This is a genomic window from Cryobacterium sp. TMT1-62, from assembly GCF_004403145.1.
Taxonomy (GTDB): Bacteria; Actinomycetota; Actinomycetes; order Actinomycetales; family Microbacteriaceae; genus Cryobacterium; species Cryobacterium sandaracinum.
In genome coordinates, this window is sequence record NZ_SOGZ01000024.1 from 70,179 (window position 1) to 87,247 (window position 17,069).

At 68.2% G+C, this 17,069-nt stretch carries 16 protein-coding genes and 1 pseudogene; 3 read left to right on the plus strand and 14 right to left on the minus strand.

What is annotated here, in order from left to right; all coding sequences use genetic code 11:
* Positions 1–163: 163 nt before the first annotated feature.
* Positions 164–373: a hypothetical protein gene (locus E3T34_RS05960; RefSeq protein WP_134342462.1), complete on the plus strand. Its 210-nt coding sequence runs from the start codon at positions 164–166 to the stop codon at positions 371–373.
* Positions 374–390: 17 nt separating this feature from the next.
* Here E3T34_RS05960 and E3T34_RS05965 read toward each other — a convergent pair whose 3' ends face one another.
* From E3T34_RS05965 to cyoE, 5 genes are all read right to left on the minus strand, one after another.
* Positions 391–1,380 carry a DUF4190 domain-containing protein gene (locus tag E3T34_RS05965; RefSeq protein WP_134342463.1) on the minus strand — a complete coding sequence of 330 codons (990 nt, stop codon included), beginning with the start codon at positions 1,378–1,380 and terminating at the stop codon, positions 391–393.
* A gap of 25 nt (positions 1,381–1,405) precedes the next feature.
* Complete coding sequence (gene nusB / locus E3T34_RS05970) at positions 1,406–1,825, minus strand: transcription antitermination factor NusB (RefSeq protein WP_104100510.1); 420 nt, start codon at positions 1,823–1,825, stop codon at positions 1,406–1,408.
* On the minus strand, positions 1,825–2,385 hold the full coding sequence (efp, locus tag E3T34_RS05975; RefSeq protein ID WP_104100509.1) for an elongation factor P: 561 nt from the start codon (positions 2,383–2,385) through the stop codon (positions 1,825–1,827). Before efp ends, nusB begins: the two co-directional genes overlap by 1 nt.
* A gap of 110 nt (positions 2,386–2,495) precedes the next feature.
* Entirely contained in the window at positions 2,496–2,945 is a 450-nt protein-coding gene (locus E3T34_RS05980; RefSeq protein ID WP_104100508.1) for a type II 3-dehydroquinate dehydratase, read from the minus strand.
* Between the two features lie 46 nt (positions 2,946–2,991).
* On the minus strand, positions 2,992–3,942 hold the full coding sequence (cyoE, locus tag E3T34_RS05985; protein WP_166784712.1) for a heme o synthase: 951 nt from the start codon (positions 3,940–3,942) through the stop codon (positions 2,992–2,994).
* A gap of 185 nt (positions 3,943–4,127) precedes the next feature.
* On the opposite strand from cyoE, the gene E3T34_RS15775 reads away from it, so the two are divergent.
* Together E3T34_RS15775 and lepB are read left to right on the plus strand one after the other, a co-directional pair.
* On the plus strand, positions 4,128–4,304 hold the full coding sequence (locus E3T34_RS15775) for a DUF1508 domain-containing protein (RefSeq protein WP_166784711.1): 177 nt from the start codon (positions 4,128–4,130) through the stop codon (positions 4,302–4,304).
* 128 nt (positions 4,305–4,432) lie between these two features.
* A complete protein-coding gene (gene lepB / locus E3T34_RS05995; protein WP_134342466.1) occupies positions 4,433–5,167 on the plus strand; it encodes a signal peptidase I in 735 nt (244 codons plus the stop codon).
* A gap of 454 nt (positions 5,168–5,621) precedes the next feature.
* Here lepB and E3T34_RS06000 read toward each other — a convergent pair whose 3' ends face one another.
* The 9 genes and pseudogenes from E3T34_RS06000 to alaS all read right to left on the minus strand — a co-directional run bounded on the left by E3T34_RS06000 (position 5,622) and on the right by alaS (position 17,003).
* Positions 5,622–6,122: a histidine phosphatase family protein gene (locus E3T34_RS06000; RefSeq protein WP_134342467.1), complete on the minus strand. Its 501-nt coding sequence runs from the start codon at positions 6,120–6,122 to the stop codon at positions 5,622–5,624.
* A gap of 515 nt (positions 6,123–6,637) precedes the next feature.
* Positions 6,638–7,684, minus strand: a pseudogene (locus tag E3T34_RS16425) (aldehyde dehydrogenase family protein); the annotation flags it as partial.
* 1,152 nt (positions 7,685–8,836) lie between these two features.
* Positions 8,837–9,943 carry a 3-dehydroquinate synthase gene (gene aroB, locus E3T34_RS06010; protein ID WP_104100503.1) on the minus strand — a complete coding sequence of 369 codons (1,107 nt, stop codon included), beginning with the start codon at positions 9,941–9,943 and terminating at the stop codon, positions 8,837–8,839.
* On the minus strand, positions 9,940–10,455 hold the full coding sequence (locus E3T34_RS06015) for a shikimate kinase (RefSeq protein WP_174720172.1): 516 nt from the start codon (positions 10,453–10,455) through the stop codon (positions 9,940–9,942). Before E3T34_RS06015 ends, aroB begins: the two co-directional genes overlap by 4 nt.
* An 18-nt stretch (positions 10,456–10,473) precedes the next feature.
* Positions 10,474–11,679: a chorismate synthase gene (gene aroC / locus E3T34_RS06020; protein WP_104171053.1), complete on the minus strand. Its 1,206-nt coding sequence runs from the start codon at positions 11,677–11,679 to the stop codon at positions 10,474–10,476.
* A 5-nt stretch (positions 11,680–11,684) separates the two neighbouring features.
* On the minus strand, positions 11,685–12,590 hold the full coding sequence (locus E3T34_RS06025) for a shikimate dehydrogenase (RefSeq protein ID WP_104100502.1): 906 nt from the start codon (positions 12,588–12,590) through the stop codon (positions 11,685–11,687).
* Positions 12,583–13,824, minus strand: a complete 1,242-nt coding sequence (mltG, locus tag E3T34_RS06030) for an endolytic transglycosylase MltG (RefSeq protein ID WP_134342468.1) — start codon at positions 13,822–13,824, stop codon at positions 12,583–12,585. The genes E3T34_RS06025 and mltG overlap by 8 nt, the downstream gene beginning before the upstream one ends.
* Positions 13,821–14,345, minus strand: a complete 525-nt coding sequence (gene ruvX / locus E3T34_RS06035) for a Holliday junction resolvase RuvX (RefSeq protein ID WP_174720173.1) — start codon at positions 14,343–14,345, stop codon at positions 13,821–13,823. The genes mltG and ruvX overlap by 4 nt, the downstream gene beginning before the upstream one ends.
* A 3-nt stretch (positions 14,346–14,348) precedes the next feature.
* On the minus strand, positions 14,349–17,003 hold the full coding sequence (gene alaS / locus E3T34_RS06040; RefSeq protein WP_134342469.1) for an alanine--tRNA ligase: 2,655 nt from the start codon (positions 17,001–17,003) through the stop codon (positions 14,349–14,351).
* Positions 17,004–17,069 lie beyond the last annotated feature (66 nt).

Consider the following 17,069-nt stretch of genomic DNA (forward strand, 5'->3'; position numbering starts at 1 on the left):
TCCTTCCCCGCCTCACCGGACGGCTGTTAAAGGATGTCATTTCCGGATTTTACACTAGCACCCGACGCGGGCTCCCTCGTGCTGGGCCTAACCGCCCCCAGGGGCGCCGAAGTGGCTGCCGACCTTGATTGGTTGCCGGCCCCAGGCGAGGGAGGACGACGCCATGTCGCCCCATGGCAGCGAGAAGAACATCGAGAGGTCCCCGGGCCCATCCCCGTCCGCGTCCGAGGTGAGCGCCCCGGCCGTCAGCAGCCAGCGGTGGGCATTCACGGACCTCGACGTCACCCTGCAGCTGCAGGGCACCACCCCTATGCGCTCGGCCTGGCCATCCTTCATCGCCGGCACCGTTGCCGGCATCACGGTCTCCACCTGAGACCTTCGCGGCTGAGCTCAGCCGACCGAGTTGCTACTGAGGAAGTCCAGGAATTCCGCCGGGTCGGTCAGTCCGCCGTCGTAGACCCTGCCGTTGACGAGCACGGTCGGCGTGCCCCGGATCCGGGTGATCTCGGCATCCGCAATCACGCCGTTCAGGGCTTGCTCGGTGTTGGCCCGGGACCAGGCCTGGTACTCGCCGGCCGCGAGGCAGTCGTCGATGTCGACGGGGTTGTCGACGAGGGCCGCAAGCTCCGGATCGCCGAGCCCCGCGGTGTTCTCGGCGGGCTGGTTCGCAAACATGGCCGCCTGGTAGGCGAGCAGGTTCTCCGGGTTGAGGGTGGTTTGGCAGGTAAGCGCGGCGGATGCCCTGGTCGAGTAGGCCGTTCCCTGCGAGACCCGGTCGAGGAAAGTGAGCGAGTGCAGCCGCAGGGTGATGGTCCCGTCAGAGGCGAAGGCAGCCAGCTCGCCGCCGTTCGTCTCCTCGAACTGCCGGCAGTACGGGCACATCGGGTCGAAGTAGACGTCGACGAGCGCGGCGCCGGTGCCGACCGACAGGTAGCCGTCGTCGAAGTGGGCCGCACCGACGGTGCCGGTGGGCAGGGCTTCCTGCGACGCATCCCCGTTCGCCTCATCCGCCTGCGGCTCGCTCGTGGACGAACTCCACGGCTGGTCGCCCACGGCTCCGTTCACGGCCGCCACGATGAGCGGAATCACGGTCGCGGTGACGACGAGGGCGATCACAAGCGCCAGGGTGGTGGCGGCGATGCCCACGTAGCCGAGAACGAGCCCGGTGATCGCCAGACCCCGGCCGCCCTCATGGGTGCGCCTGATCTGCCCCAGGGCGAGGTGCCCGGTGATCACGGCCGCCAGGGACACGAAGAACGCCGACACCAGGGAGATGATCGCCAGTGTGTTCGTCTTCGGCGCCGCCGGGAAGGGCGACTGTCCGTAGGCCGGCGGATACGGCTCCGGGGCGCGGGGCGGGGCGGGCTCGGTGTTGGTCATGCGTTCCCCCCCCTGGCAGAACGGATTACGCGGATGGTGCGGTCTGGGCGATGCGCCCGAGGAGTCCGTTCACGAATCCGGCCGAGTCATCCGTCGACAGGATTTTGGCGGCCTCGACCGCCTCGTCGATGGCGACAGCGTGCGGGACGGCGTCGTTGAAGAGGATCTCCCAGATGCCGATGCGCAGGATGGCGCGGTCGAGGACGGGCATGCGAGCCAGCGTCCAGCCCTGCGAGTACGTCTCGATGAGTTCGTCGATCTCCTCGCGGTGATCCACGACGCCGTCGATGATGTCCCGGGCGTAGAGCCAGGAGGCCATCCGGGCCGGCTCGCTCGCGGCGCGCTGCGCCTCGAGGGCGAGCGACTCCGGGATGGTGCTCTGCCGCACGTCTGCGGCATACAGGATGTCGATCGCACGCTTGCGTGCCTTGGTCCGAGCGCTCACTAGTTGACGCGGCCCAGGTAGTCCCCGGTGCGGGTGTCGACCTTGACTCGGGTGCCCTGCTCGAGGAACAGGGGAACCTGGATCTGGAAGCCCGTTTCGACGGTGGCCGGCTTGGTGCCGCCAGTTGAGCGGTCGCCCTGAAGGCCCGGCTCGGTGTAGGTGATTTCGAGAACGACGGAGGCCGGCAGCTCGACATAGAGGGGGTTGCCGTTGTGCAGGGCGATCGTCACGTTCTGGTTCTCGAGCATGAAGTTGACGGCGTCGCCCACAACGACGGCCGGAACGTGCAGCTGATCGAAATCGGACACGTCCATGAAGACGTAGGAGTCGCCGTCCGCGTACAGGTACTGGAAGTCCTGGCGGTCGACGTTCTCGGTCTCGATCTTCGCGCCGGCGTTGAAGGTGCGGTCGACGGTCTTGCCCGTCACGACGTTCTTCAGCTTGGTGCGGACGAAGGCGCCGCCCTTGCCCGGCTTGACGTGCTGGAAATCGGTGACTGCCCACAGCTGGCCATCGATGTTGAGCACGACGCCATTCCGGATATCGGCGGTTGATGCCATGAAAATGTGTTCCGTTCACTGGGTTCAATTAGAAAGGTGCGCGGCCGAATCGGCCATCATCGAGTGTAGTTGCCCGCAGCCCGCGCACCAAAGGCGCGAGACCCGGCCGGTCAGGCGGTCGCCGGCACCGACCTCGCGATGAAGTCCAGGGCCAGACGGTAGGAATCGAAGCCGAACCCGGCGATCACCCCGGTGGCCACGGCGCTGACGACGCTCGTGTGGCGGAACGTTTCCCGGGCGTGCGGGTTGGACAGGTGCACCTCGACCAGGGTGACGCCGGCCTTCGTCACGAGAGCGGCGGCATCCCGCAGCGCGTAGCTGTAGTGCGTGAACGCCGCCGGGTTCAGGATGACGGGGATGCGCTCGTCGACGGCCTCGTACAGCCAGTGGATGAGCTCGGCCTCGTCATCCGTCTGGCGCACGTCGACCGTCGTCCCCGCCGGGGCGGCCCGCGTCAGCATCGCGCGCAGCTGATCGAGATCGGCCGACCCGTAAACGTCGGGTTCGCGACTGCCGAGCCGCCCCAGGTTCGGGCCGTTCAGAACGAGAACTGTACTCATTCCCACAGCCTAAGGGAGTACGCGGGCGCCGAAGGCCAGGGCAGGATCAGGGCAGGATCGGCCCGACCGAGATCATCACGCAGTACACCAGGATCATCACCAGCGAGTAGCGGAACATCCGCCTGGCCCAGGCGGCGGGATCGGCGGCGCGCAGGCCGATGACACCCAGCCAGATCCAGTAAGCGCCGAGCACACCCATGACCGCCGTATAGACGTAGCCCACGTAGCCGAATACCGACAAGAGGAGGGTGGAGACAACGAATCCGACCGTGTAGACGAGGATCTGAACTGTGGTGTTCGGGACGCCCCGCACCACGGAAATGACGGGCACGCCGGCACGGGCGTATTCGTCGTGGCGGTAGATGGCGATGGAGTAGAACTCGGGCATCTGCCAGAGGAACACGGCCAGGAAGGCGAGCACGGCTGCGATGTCGATGGCGCCGGTGACGGCGACGTAGCCGGCCAGAATGGGCGCTGCGCCCGAGACGCTGCCGACCAGGGTGCCGTGGATCGACATGCGCTTGGACAGCATGCCGTAGAGCACGACATAGACGAGGAAGCCGACCAGGCCGACGGCGACGACGAGCCAGTTCGTCCAGGCGATGAGCGTCGCCATGCCGAAAACGAACAGCAGGCTTGAGAAGGTGACCGCGTTCCGCACGCCGATGCGGCCGGTGACCGTGGCCCGCTTCTTCGTGCGTTCCATCACCGTGTCGATGTCGCGGTCGAGTACGTTGTTGAGCACGGTGGCCGAAGCAATCACGAGCGTGGTGCCCAGGCAGAGAGCCGCGAACAGGAAAAGATCCACCTGGCCCCGGGCCGCGAGTAGAAAGCCCGCCGCGGCTGTCAACGCGTTGCCGTAGAGAACGCCGGGTTTGGTCAGGGAGTAGTACAGCGTGACCGTGTCACGGATGCCCGTGCCGTCGGCCCGGCCGGCGAGAGCCCCGTCGGTGCCGTCCACCCGATTGCGAACGAAGAATGGTACGCGCGCAGTCATGCGGAAAGGGGTCCCATCGGGTCGTCGGTCGTGATCAATCATATGCCGCCGAATCTGTGCACGACCCGTGCCGGCCGACATCACACTGGCGCGCGTCGCGGCGCCTCTATCCGGCGCTGATCCAGGGCGGTAGGGTGTCGAAGCCGGTCGTTTGGTCGGCGCCAGGCCAAGAACAAGGGTGTGACATGGCCGGAAGATTCACCATCTATCGGGACCAGTCGGGCCGCTACCGATTCTGTTTCTCCGCGGACAACGGGCAGAGCATCCCGTCGCCGGAGACCTATTGCACGGAGGACGAGGCCCGGAAAATGGTTGACTCTCTGCGCTCCAACGTCAGCCCACGCAGCCGCCGCACGCACTGAGGCCAGCGCCTGTCTCCGAACCGTCATCCCCGTGGCGACAGGGGTGCAACCGCGTTCTACTCACCCTGGCCTTGCAGTCGCCCTGCATCGGTCGAATTGGCCCACCACGCGTCACGTCAGGGGAGAAATTGACAGACCACGAAAGCGCGGGTCGTCGGCCCCGCGCCGCCTGGCGAGGATCTGCGTCGGGTAGCGCCAACGCCCGCACACCACGGAGGCGTCGCGTCCTCCGAAACCTCCTCGTCATCCTGGCCAGCGCCCTGGTCGTCTCGTTTCTGACCGAGGCCTTCCTGATCCGCACGTTCTACATCCCGACCGGATCGATGCAGGACACCCTGCAGATCGACGACCGCATTATCGTGAACGAGCTCGTCCCCGACGTCGTCGACATCGATCGCGGCGACATCGTCGTTTTCAGGGATCCCGGCGGATGGCTCGGTCCGGTCGCTCCGGCCCCGATCGAGGCAGGGAACACCGTTGTCGACGGCATCCAGTGGCTCGCCGCTGAGGCCGGCCTCCGGGTTTCGGATTCCGATGACCACCTCGTGAAACGCGTCATCGGCCTCCCCGGCGACGATGTGGCCTGTTGCGACGCGGCGGGCAGCACCACCGTCAACGGCGAGCCGATCACCGAGCCCTACCTCAAGCTGCCGCCCGGGGCCATCCGAACGTCGGAGTACGACTTTTCCGTGACCGTGCCGGCCGGCGGTCTCTGGGTCGAGGGCGACAACCGATACAACTCGGCGGACAGCCGGCTGCACACAGACACACCCGGCAACGGATTCGTGCCCGTCTCCCATGTGGTCGGCCGGGCGTTCGTGATCAACTGGCCGCTCAGCCACTGGTCCTGGCTCGGCGGCTGACCCGCCGCCCCGACACCGCCCCCGCCGATCCCGTTCCCGCCCCCGCCCCCGCCCCGCCCCAATACCAGACCCCCAGTCTCGGGCGAATTCGACGGAGATTTTGGCCCCACGCGTCCCAAACCGGCCAAACCGTGCCAGATTGCGCAAAATCTCCGTCGAATTCGTTCGTTCCATTCGGCCGCGCTGCGTGGGACTACGTCGGAGAAAAAGCGCCCTCTGGCCAGCGTCGCACAAGCCGGATACGACGAGACGACGAGTCAAAAGCAGATGCCAGCGCTGGCACCCTCGAGTGCCTCCCGGCGCGAGAGCACCGGCATCCGTTGGCGCGCTCCCCAGCGCTTCCCGACGCTCCGCAACGCCCTGGAACGTCGTGGCGTGCCCCGCGGCCTGACCACGGGATCGGTTGCCGCCGCGGTCGTCCTCTTTCTCGGCGCGTTCAGGCAGCCCTGCGCCGCTAGCGAGGAGGCGCGTTCACCCCGGGCGGCCGGCCCTGGGCCAGGAGGGCCGCCGGGGACTCTCCGGCGGACGACCAGGGACCCTCCCAGCCGATCACGGCGAAAGCCGAGGTCGGCAGGGACACGGTCGTGCCGGCGAGAGCGGTGGCCAGATCCTCGAGGCCGGGATTGTGGCCCACCAGGACGACGGTGTGCATGGTGCCCGGCAGCGCCCGAACAATGCTCTGCAGTTCGCCGGCCGAGGTGGCATACACCGCATGTTCGACACGGATCGGCGGAGTGCTCTCGAACTCGGCCGCCACGAGGTCCCAGGTGGCCCGCGCTCGCTCCGCCGGTGACACGACCGCGAGATCGATGCGGTAGCCGCTGTGGGACAGCCACGCTCCGGTGAGCGGCGCCTGCCGTACCCCACGTTTTGCCAGCGGCCGGTCGACGTCGGCCTGGCCGCCCGCCCAGTCCGACTTGGCGTGCCGCAACAGGATCAGGGTGCGTTCAGGCATCGCCCGGCCCCGCGCCCACCCGGCCGGCAACACAGACGTTGACACTTTCCAATCGCTCACCGCTGATCATCATCCTGTCAGTCTGCCACTGCATCCACGACGGTGGCCGGGAGTTCGCAGACGCCCTCGTCGTGGGCGACGAACATGCCCGTGATGCGCACCACTTTGCCGAAGGATTCGGCGAGTTCCCGGGCCCAGGCCTGGTCGGGCGCGGTTAGCGCCGCGGTGCCCGGTCGCTCGAGGGTGAGGATGACGCTGCCGCACGGGCCGTGCTCGGACAGGAGCCGACCGACCGCCGCGGCCATGACGGCGGCACCGCCGGGTTTCGGACGGAGCGGGATGTCGTCGACGGGAATCAGCAGGGGAATCTGCCGCCCGCAGGCGTCGAGCAGCATGAACCAGAGCTGGCGGCTAATCGCGTGGCCGACGAGGTCGGCCACCCGGTCTCGCGCCTGCTCGGTCGTGGTCACTGGGGCAGCGTCTTCGACGCGCAGAGGGGTTGTCATGCCACCCAGACTGGACGCGCGGACATCCGTCGCGGTCCCCGTCCACAGGGCCGGGCTCGGGAGGGAGCGGTGGAGGAGAGTGAACTCGACGGCGTCGCTCAGGGAGTCATCGTAGATCGGCTTCTGCAGCACCGCCCGGCTGGGCGCGGTGCACACCTCGCCCTGGTTGAACGCGAAGAGCACGAACCCTTCCAGGGCCTTGTCGTAGAACGCATCCTTCTCCTGGGCGACGTCGCCGAAGAAGATGTTGGGGCTCTTTCTGCCGAGCTTCATGGTCGACGGGATGATATTGGAGCTCGCGTACTGCATGATCCGACGCCCGGTCGAGGTCTCTCCCATGAACGCGATCTTGCGGATACGGTTGGACGACGCGAGCGGCTTGCCGGCCTCGATGCCGAAACCGTTGACGACGTTGAGCCCTCCCGTCGGCAGCACATCGCCGATCAGTTCGATCAGCACGAGGATCGACACCGGGGTCTGATCGGCCGGCTTCAGCACGATCGCGTTGCCGGCGGCCAGGGCCGGGGCCAGCTTCCAGACGGCCATCAGGAGTGGGAAGTCCCACGGGATGATCTGCCCGACGACGCCGAGCGGCTCGTGGAACTGGTCGGAGACCATGTCGCCGCCCAGCTCGGCGTGGTCGCCATCCTAGGCGCGGATGGAGGCAGCGAAATAGCGGAAGTCGTCGGAACAGATTGGGATGTCCGCGTTCAACGTCTCGCGCACCGGCTTGCCGTTCTCCCAGGTCTCGTCGACCGAGAGCAGGTCGAGGTTCGCACCGATGATGTCGGCGATCTTGTTGAGCACGGCCGCGCGCTCGGTCGACGAGGTCTTGCCCCATAGCGGCGCTGCACTATGCGCGGCGTCCAGGGCCAGTTCGATATCCTCCGCGGTGCCGCGGGCCACCTCGGCGAACGGCTTCCCGTTGACGGGTGAGATGTCTTCGAAGTACTGGCCCCTGACGGGCTTGACCCACTCGCCGCCGATCCAGTTCTCGTAGCGGGGCTTGAAGGTGACGAGGGCGCCCGGTGTTCCGGGGTTGGAATAGACGGTCATGATGTCTCCTCGTCGACGACGTCGTCGGTGTGGAACCGCGGGACGCGGACCTGGACCTTGATCCGAGGAAGGAGAACGTTGCTTCAGCGTTGCGGGATATTGCGGGCGGACGCGTCGCTGAGCATGGCCTGCCGCAGCCGCGCAGAGATCCCGGCGCGGATCTGGACGATTCCCGGCGCGGTCGAGCTCGGTAGCACGGGCCCCCGGTAGGCCCCCAACGCCACCCGGTGCGTGCCGGGCTCCAGGGATGCCAGCACGCGCTGGGCGTCCAGTTCGACGGATGTCTCGAGCCGGTAGGGCCGCGAGGCAATGCCGCCACGGGGGCTGGTCTGCTACAGCACCCCGCGCAGCCGCACCATCTCGGCACGCAGGTTGTCGACCGCGTTGGTTTGGTCGGTGAGCAGCAGCGAGTGCCGGTCGTTGGATGCGCAGTTCCGCTTCCAGGGCCGCGACGGCCGCCTCCACGAGCGGGAGAGTCTGCGGGGCCACCGCCTCGTCGCCGCCCGTGATGTCGATGACGCCGAGGATGGAGCCGGAATGCGGGTCGGGGATGCGCACGGCCGTGCAACTCCACGGATGCGCCAACTGGTTGAAATACTCGGCCCGCTGAATCTGGATTCCGTGATCGAGGGCCAGGGCCGTGCCCGGCGCGCTCGTGCCGACCCGGCGCTCGGACCAGTCCGCCCCCTCGACGAACAGCATCCCCTCCGCCTTACTCCGCACGGTTCGGTCACCGTCGATCCAGAGCGGGCGACCGAACTCGTCACCGATGGCCACGATCAGGCCGGAGTGAAAGGCGTGCCGGATGAGCAGGTTGTGCACGACCGGGAGCACGGCGGCCAGCGGATGCCGGTCGCGCAGCTCGTCGGAGCTGAGTTCGTGTTAGTGGACGAGCCTCAGCGAATCAAGGCTGAGGGCGAGCGACCGTTGCCAGGACTCCTGCACCAGCTTGCGCACGCCCGGACCGACGAACCGTTCCGTGACTGCCGCCTCCTGGGCCGCCGTCAGGTCCGCGAAGTCTCCGCCTCCGCTCTCGCCGGCCGCACGGACGATCCACGGACTCGTCCTGAAGCCTCCGAACAGCTTCGGTCAGCGGCGACCGGCTGCGCCGGTCTGGGAATCAGTCTGGGCCCACGGATGCGGCGCGAATGGTTAGGAGCCGATCTCCTGGTAGGCGGCGAACAACAACGACGAGTCCGGTCCTTCGAGCACGGTCGGCTTCCCGATGTCGTCGAGCACGATGAATCGCAGCATGCCGCTGCGGGTCTTCTTGTCGCGCTGCATGGTGGCGAGCAGGGTGCTCCAGCGGCCGACCGGATAGGTGGTGGGCAGGGTGAGCGATTCGAGGATGCGACGGTGCCGGTCGACGGCCTCGTCCGAGAGCCGGCCGCTCAGCCGGGCGACCTCCGCCGCGAACATCATGCCGACGGCAACGGCCGCCCCGTGCCGCCAGCCATAGCGTTCGGCGTGCTCGACGGCGTGGCCGAGGGTGTGCCCGTAGTTCAGAATCTCACGCAGGCCGGACTCCCTGAAGTCTTCCCCCACGACCCGGGCCTTCATCCCGATCGCGAGTTCGAGCACGCGCCGGAACTGCGGGGTGTGCGGGTCGGTGACGGCCGTGACATCCGCTTCGACGATGTCCAGGATCTCGGGCAGCTGGATGAACCCGGCCTTCACGATCTCGGCGAAGCCGGCCAGGATCTCGTTACGCGGCAGGTCGTCGAGCACGTCCAAATCGCAGATGACGGCGGCGGGCGCGTAGAAGGTGCCGACAAGGTTCTTGCCCTCGGCGGTGTTGATGCCGTTCTTGCCGCCGACGGCGGCGTCGACCATGCCGAGCACGCTGGTCGGGATCTGCACCAGGCGCACGCCACGGAGCCAGGTCGCGGCGACGAAGCCGGCCAGGTCGGTGACGGCGCCGCCGCCGAAGCCGATCACGGCATCCGTACGACTGAAGTCGGCCTGACCCATGACCTGCCAGCAGAACGCGGCCACCTCGACGCGCTTGGCAGCCTCGGCGTCGGGCACCTCGGCGATCAGCACCTCGAATCTGCCGAGCAGGCTCTCGCGCAGGGCGACGGCGCGGGCGCCCAGGTGTGAGGTGTGCACGATGAGCACCTTCGCCACCTTCGGGCCGAGCTGTTCGACGACGTCGTCGACGAGGCCGCGACCGATCAGAACGGGGTAGCTGTCGGCGCCGGCAACCGTGATAACGGTGGTGGCGGGCTCGGTGGAATCAGGCACAGGTGCTCCGGTCATGATCTTTTCTTGGTCCATTTCACGACGTCATCAGCGATGGCGCCCAGGGGACGGTGCGAGGTGTCGAAACGGATGCCGGCCAGCGCCTCATAGATCGGGCGCCGGAGGGCGTAGATGCGCTTCCAATCGGCGATTCCGCCCGTGAGCAGCGGCCGTTTCGCCCCGCCGATCCGGGCCCCGACGGCTCGAGCGGACACGCTCAGGTACACCACGGAGCACTCAGCAAGGTCGGCCTGAGTCTCCTCGTCGAGCACGGCTCCCCCGCCGAGCGAAACCACGGCCTGCTCGGTGAGGGCCTGCACCACGGCCTGGCGTTCGAGCACCCGGAAGTGCTCTTCACCGTGCTGCCCGAAGAGGTCCGTGATCGGCCCGTGCAGGGCGACGATCCGGTGGTCGGTGTCGATGAACGGCACATCGAGGGACTTCGCCACTTTCCGGCCGATCTTGGTCTTGCCGGCGGCCATGGGACCGATGAAGACGAGGGGCAGGATCGGATGCGTCGGCGCGGCCATTGTGATTCTCCGGCGCCTCTAAAGGGAAGCGTCGCTGGACGCGCCCGTCTGGAGATTCGCCGGCATTCCGGCCAGGTAGGAATCCAGGTTGCGGCGCGTCTCCACGATGGAGTCACCACCGAACTTCTCCAGGACCGAGTTGGCCAGCACCAGAGCGACCATGGCTTCCGCGACCACGCCGGCGGCCGGCACGGCACAGACATCCGACCGCTGGTGGTGCGCGGGGGCAGCCTCGCTCGTGGCCACGTCAACCGTGCGGAGGGCGCGCGGGATCGTGGAGATGGGCTTCATGCCGGCGCGCACGCGCAACACGGTTCCGGTGCTCATGCCGCCTTCGGTGCCGCCGGCCCGGTCGCTGACCCGCTGGATGCGACCGTCGGCCTGCACAAGCTCGTCGTGCGCCTCCGAGCCGCGCCGGGTGGTGGTCAGGAAACCGTCCCCGACCTCGACCCCCTTGATGGCCTGGATGCCCATCAGCGCGGCCGCCAGCTGCGAATCGAGGCGGCGATCCCAGTGCACGAACGAACCGAGTCCGGGAGGAAGGTTGTAGGCCAGCACCTCGACGACCCCGCCGAGGGTGTCGCCCTCCTTGTGGGCCAGGTCGACCTCGGCCACCATCCGGGCGGAGGTGACGGCGTCGAAGCAGCGCAGCGGGTCGGCGTCGAGGGCGTCGACGTCGCCGGGTAGCGGTAGCGGGGCGTCGACGGGCACGCGAACCGGCCCGATCGACAGGGTGTGGCTGACCAGGGTGATGCCGAGCTCGGCCAGGAACGACCGGGCGACGGCGCCGAGCGCGACGCGTGCCGCGGTCTCCCGGGCGCTGGCGCGCTCCAGTACCGGGCGGGCCTCGCCGAAGCCGTACTTCTGCATGCCGACCAGATCGGCGTGGCCGGGCCGGGGACGGGTCAGGGGGGCGCCGCGTCCGCGCGCGGACGTGGTCTCCACCGGTGCGGGACTCATCACCTCGGCCCACTTGGGCCATTCAGTGTTGCCGATCCGCAGGGCAACCGGTCCGCCCATGGTGAGGCCGTGGCGCACGCCGCCCGAGATGTTCAGTTCGTCCTGCTCGAACTTCTGGCGCGCGCCTCGGCCGTAGCCGAGTTTGCGGCGTGCCAAGTCGAGGCGGATCGCATCTAGAGTAACCGGGATTCCAGCGGGCAAACCCTCGACAATGGCGATGAGTTCGGGGCCGTGGGACTCTCCGGCGGTGAGCCAACGAAGCATGACCACTATCCTGTCACAGCCTTCCCGGTCAGGGCGCCGCGCATGGCGTGCAGCACCACGTCCTCATTCGGGAGCGGCTCGAACGGGTTGCCGGAGACGAAGATGCGCACCTGGATCAGGGCCTGGTGCAGCAGCATCCCCTCTCCGGACACCGCGGTGCCGCCCACCGACGACCAGGACCGGGCGAGGGCGCTGGGCCAGGGGGAATAGCTGACGTCGAACAGGAGCGCCTGCCGGCGCAGCCCGGCGGGAAACTCGGCGCCCGGGTCGCTGCCCCCGGGCAGGGTGCTGATCACCAGCTCGCTGACGCGGGCAGGGTCGGGCAGGTCGGTGAGCGGGTATACCCGTACCACGACCCCGAGGCTCTGCCCCAGTTCGACCAGATCGGCCGCCTTCGCCGGGGTACGCACGAGCACGTCGACCAGCTCCGCGCCCAGCTCAGCCGCGGCGACCAGGGCGGATGCCGCGGTGGCGCCGGCGCCGAGCAGGCACACGTGCACCGCGCGGCGCACTCCGGCTTCGGCAAGGGCACGCACCAGGCCGGTGACGTCCGTGTTGAAACCCTGCAACGTTCGCCTGCCGTCGGCTTCACCGAACAGCACCGTGTTGACGGAGCCGGTCTGAGCGGCGACCCGGTCGATGCCGTCGAGCTGCGCCTGGACCTCGTGCTTGAGGGGCATCGTGAGGGAGAGGCCGCGCCAGTCTGCGCCCCGGGACGCGAGGAAGTCCGGCAGTCCGCCCGCCGGCACCCGCACGGCGTCGTAGCGCCAGTCCAGGCCGAGCGCCTGGTACGCGGCCCGGTGCAGTGCCGGGGAGAGGGAATGCTCGACGGGCGAGCCCAGCACCGCGAGACGACGCACGCGGGCAGAGTCACGGGCGGGGGCCGGCACGGATGCTTCGGGCTCAACCATATTCGGGGTGCTCGTCCATCCAGGCCAGCCATTTGTTCACGGCGGCGTCGTGCTCCGCGATCGTGGTGGAGAAGATCGTCTCCCCCGTGTCGAGGTTCCAGGACACGAAGTACAGCCAGGTGCCGTCGGCGGGGTTCACGGCGGCGTCGATCGCGATGTCGCCGGGGTTCGAGATCGGCCCCACGGGAAGCCCGGGGTGCACATAGGTGTTGTAGGCGTTGGCGGCGTCGGCGCGTTCGGCATCCGTTGTCTTCACCCGGTCGGTCGCCCCGGTCCCGTAGGCCACGGTAGCGTCGGACTGCAGGAGCCCGCTCTGCCACTTTGCCGGGTCGAGCCGGTTCAGGAACACGCGCGAAACCTTGTAGAAATCCTCCGTGAGCCCCGCTTCGCGTTGGATCAGGGCCGCGACAACGATGGTCTTCCAGCGGTTCTCGGGCGCGACCTCGGCAGCGTCGAGAGCCTCGAACTGTCGGTCGACGAGCGTGCGGATGGCCTCGGGCGCCGTGGTCTCCGGGGGGAACGTGTAGGTGGCCGGGAACAGGAACCCCTCGAGGGTGGTTGCCTCGCCCGGCAGGCCGTAGGGCTCGACGTCGGCGGCCGCGGCCTCGAGATCGACCAAGGGAATGCTGGTGCCCTCGCTGATCAGCTGGAGCACCGAGGCAGTCGTGGTTCCCTCGGGTATCACCACGGTCTGTTCGAGCTTGTTGTCCGGGTCGAGCAGGGCGTCGAGGGCGGCACGGCCGCTCATCTTGCCGGCCAAACGATAGGCGCCGGGCTGGAAGACGGGTGCCGGGCTCTCCGCGCGGAGCACCTCGTAGAACGCGTCGTAGCTCTTCACCACGTCCTGGGCGAGGAGGGAGTTCGCGACGTCCTGACCGGTTTCACCGTCGTGGATCATCACGATGACCTCGTCGCCTCCGGCGCCGTCGTAGTCCGCCGGGCCCTGCACCATGCCGATCACGGTGCCGATCGGCTCCTGGAGCAGGAGGGCGGCGGCACCGGCGAGTCCGGCCAGGATCAGGAAGACGATCAGGCAGCCCCAGGCGCCCCGGCGGCCCCTCTTCTGCGGCACCGGAGCGGAGTCCAGCAGGGCGCGACGACTGGACCGGGTGCCTTCGCCCCGTGACTCACGGATGGCCCGACGCGAACTGAGAGGGTCCGCCGGGTCGATGGGGCTTGTCGGGTCGCCCGGCTCGGCCGGGGCTCCGGTGCTGTCGGCGGGAGGCGGTGTCATCGTTGAGGCTGCCCTTCATTCGGTGCGGCAGCTGGCGGGGACCCGGCTGGAAACTGGTCGCGCACGAGATCGACGGCGGTGCCGGCGGGTGTGCCCAGGGTGCGTTCGGTGTCGAGGGCATGCTGGAGGATGATGACCGCGGCGACTTGGTCGATCACGGGTTTTTGGGTTTTGGCCTTCCGCCCCGCGGAGCGCAGGACCGACTGCGCCGCGACGGTGGAAAGGCGCTCATCGACCAGGCGAACCGGAACGGCCAGGGACCGGGCCAGCAGCTCGGCGAACCCCACCGCATCGTTGGTCGACGCCGTGCGGTTGCCGGAGAGCGCGAGCGGCAGCCCGACCACCACCTCAACGGCGTCGAGCTCGGCCACCACGGCCACGATCCGGGCCACGTCCAGGCTGCCGGAGTGGTCGCGGCCCACGGTCTCGACCGGGATCGCCAGCAGGCCGTGCGCGTCGCTGCGGGCCAGGCCGATCCGGGCTTTCCCGACGTCGACTCCCACCCGCACACCGTGACGCATGGTTCAGCCTGCTACGGCGGATCGAACGGCCGCGAGGGCGTTCGGGATGGCTGCTGCGTCGGTGCCGCCGCCCTGGGCGAGGTCGTCCTTGCCGCCGCCGCCGCCGCCGAGGATGCCGGCGACCTGCTTCGCCAGGGCTCCCGCACGCTGGCCGGCCTCCCGGGCCGCGGGGTTGGTGGCCACGATGACGACGGGCTTGTCGGCGACCACGGCCGCGAGGGCTACGACCGCCGGCGTGCTGCCGAGCTGCGTGCGGGTGGCCATGACCAGCATCCGCAGGTCGTCAGCGGAGCCCAGCGTGCCGACCTGCTCGGCCACGACATTGACGGAACCGGCCAGCTTTGCCGAGGCGACGAGGGCCGGCACCCTGTCGGAGAGGGCCCGCGCCTCGAACGCGGCGATCTTCTTCTCGGCGGCCTTGAGGCTCTGCACGAGCTCGTTGATGCGCTCTGGCAACTGCTCCCGCGGCGTCTTCAGGTGTGAGGTCAGCTGGGAGACGAGGGCGCGCTCGGTGGCCAGGTCGCGGAAGGCCTCGAGGCCGACCAACGACTCCACCCGGCGGTTCGTGGAACCGACAGAACCCTCGCTGACAAGGTTGATCATGCCGATCTCGGCGCTGGAGGCGACGTGGGTTCCCGCGCAGAGTTCGCGAGACCAGGGGCCGCCGATATCGACGACGCGCACTCGGTCGCCGTACTTCTCGCTGAACAGGGCCATCGCGCCGAGCGCCTTCGCCTCGGCCAGGGGCAGCTCCCGGGTGAGCACGGGCAGGTTGTCCCGGATGGCGTTGTTGGAGATCTCTTCGATCTCGCTTCGGGTCGCCGGGGACAGTGCCTGGTTCCAGGAGAAGTCGAGGCGGAAGAAGCCGGCCTTGTTGTACGAGCCGGACTGGTGGGCGTTCGGGCCGAGCACCTGGCGGAGGGCGGCATGCAGCACGTGTGTGCCGGAGTGCGCCTGTCGGGCACCGCGGCGCCAGTCGGGGTCGACGACGCTGGTGGCGGAGTCCCCGACGCCGACTTCGCCGGTCCGCACCTGAACCTTGTGACTGATCAGGCCCTTGACGGGCTTCTGCACGTCGAGCACCTCGAGCTCGTAGCCGGTGCCCACGATCAAACCGGCATCGGCCTCCTGGCCGCCGGACTCCGCGTACAGGGCCGTCTCGGCGAGGATCACCTCGGCGATGTCACCGGAGACGGCGCGGTCGACGGAGAGACCGTTGACGATGATCCCAAGCACGCTGGATTCGGTCTGCAGAGCGTCGTAGCCCGTGAAGACGGTCTCCCCCGCCGCGCGGAATGCGCTGTAGACCGACAGGTCGGCGAGGTGCGTCTTCTTGGCCTTGGCGTCGGCCTTGGCCATCGCGCGCTGCTTGGCCATCAGCGTGTCGAAGGCCTCGCGGTTGACGCTGAGCCCGGCCTCCTCGGCCATCTCGAGGGTGATCTCGATCGGGAAGCCGTAGGTGTCATGCAGGAGGAACGCGGTGTCGCCCGGCAGAACGACCTTGTCGGCCTTCTTGGTCTTCGCGACGGCGAGGTCGAGCACGGCGCTGCCACTGGCGAGGGTGCGCAGGAAGGTCTCCTCTTCGGCATACGCAGCCTGGCTGATGCGGGCGTAGTCCGCCTTGATCTCGGGGTACGCGCCGGCCATGGCGTCGCGCGAGGCCGGAAACAATTCGGGAAAGGTCGCGGCGTCGACGCCGAGGAGGCGCATGGCGCGCACGCTGCGGCGCATCAAGCGGCGCAGGATGTACCCGCGGCCCTCGTTGGACGGCATCACTCCGTCGCTCATCAGCATCAGGGACGACCGCACATGGTCGGCGACGATGCGCATCCGCACGTCGTCGTCGTGGACGGCCCCGTAGCGGCGACCGGACAGTTCCGCGGCCCGGTCGAGGACCGGGCGCACCTGGTCGATCTCGTACATGTTCTGAACGCCCTGTTTGAGGAAGGCGACACGTTCGAGCCCCATGCCGGTGTCGATGTTCTTCTTCGGCAGGTCGCCGAGGATGACAAAGTCGTTCTTGCTGGTGCCCTCGCCGCGGAGGTACTGCATGAAGACGAGGTTCCAGATTTCGACGTACCGGTCGTCGTCGGTGGCCGGGCCGCCGTCGATGCCGTAGGCCGGGCCGCGGTCGAAGAAGATCTCGGAGCAGGGTCCGGCGGGCCCGGGCTGACCGGTCGACCAGTAGTTGGAGTCCATGCCGAGACGCTGGATGCGGTGCTCGGGCAGGCCGAGGGCGCGCCAGTACCGAAAGGCCTCGTCGTCGTCCTCGTAGACGGTGACCCAGAGGTCCTTCTCGGCGAAGCCGTAGCCGCCGTCGGCATCCGAGCTGGTGAGCAGCTCCCAGGCGTAACCGATCGCCTGTTCCTTGAAGTAGTCGCCGAACGAGAAGTTGCCGTTCATCTGGAAGAAGGTGCCGTGACGCGGGGTCTTGCCGACCTCTTCGATGTCGTTGGTGCGGATGCATTTCTGAACACTCGTCGCTCGCGGGTAGGGGGGCGGCACGAGACCGGTCAAATACGGTACGAACGGAACCATCCCGGCCACCGTGAACAGGAGTGTGGGGTCGTCGCTGACAAGCGAAGCGGAGGGGACGACGGTGTGACCGCGATCGGCAAAGAAGTCGAGCCAGCGCCCGCGAATTTCAGCAGTCTGCATTAGTTCCGTAGTTCGTTGTAGTGAAAAAGATATGGATGATACCTACCTGGCGAGCACATACTTGGC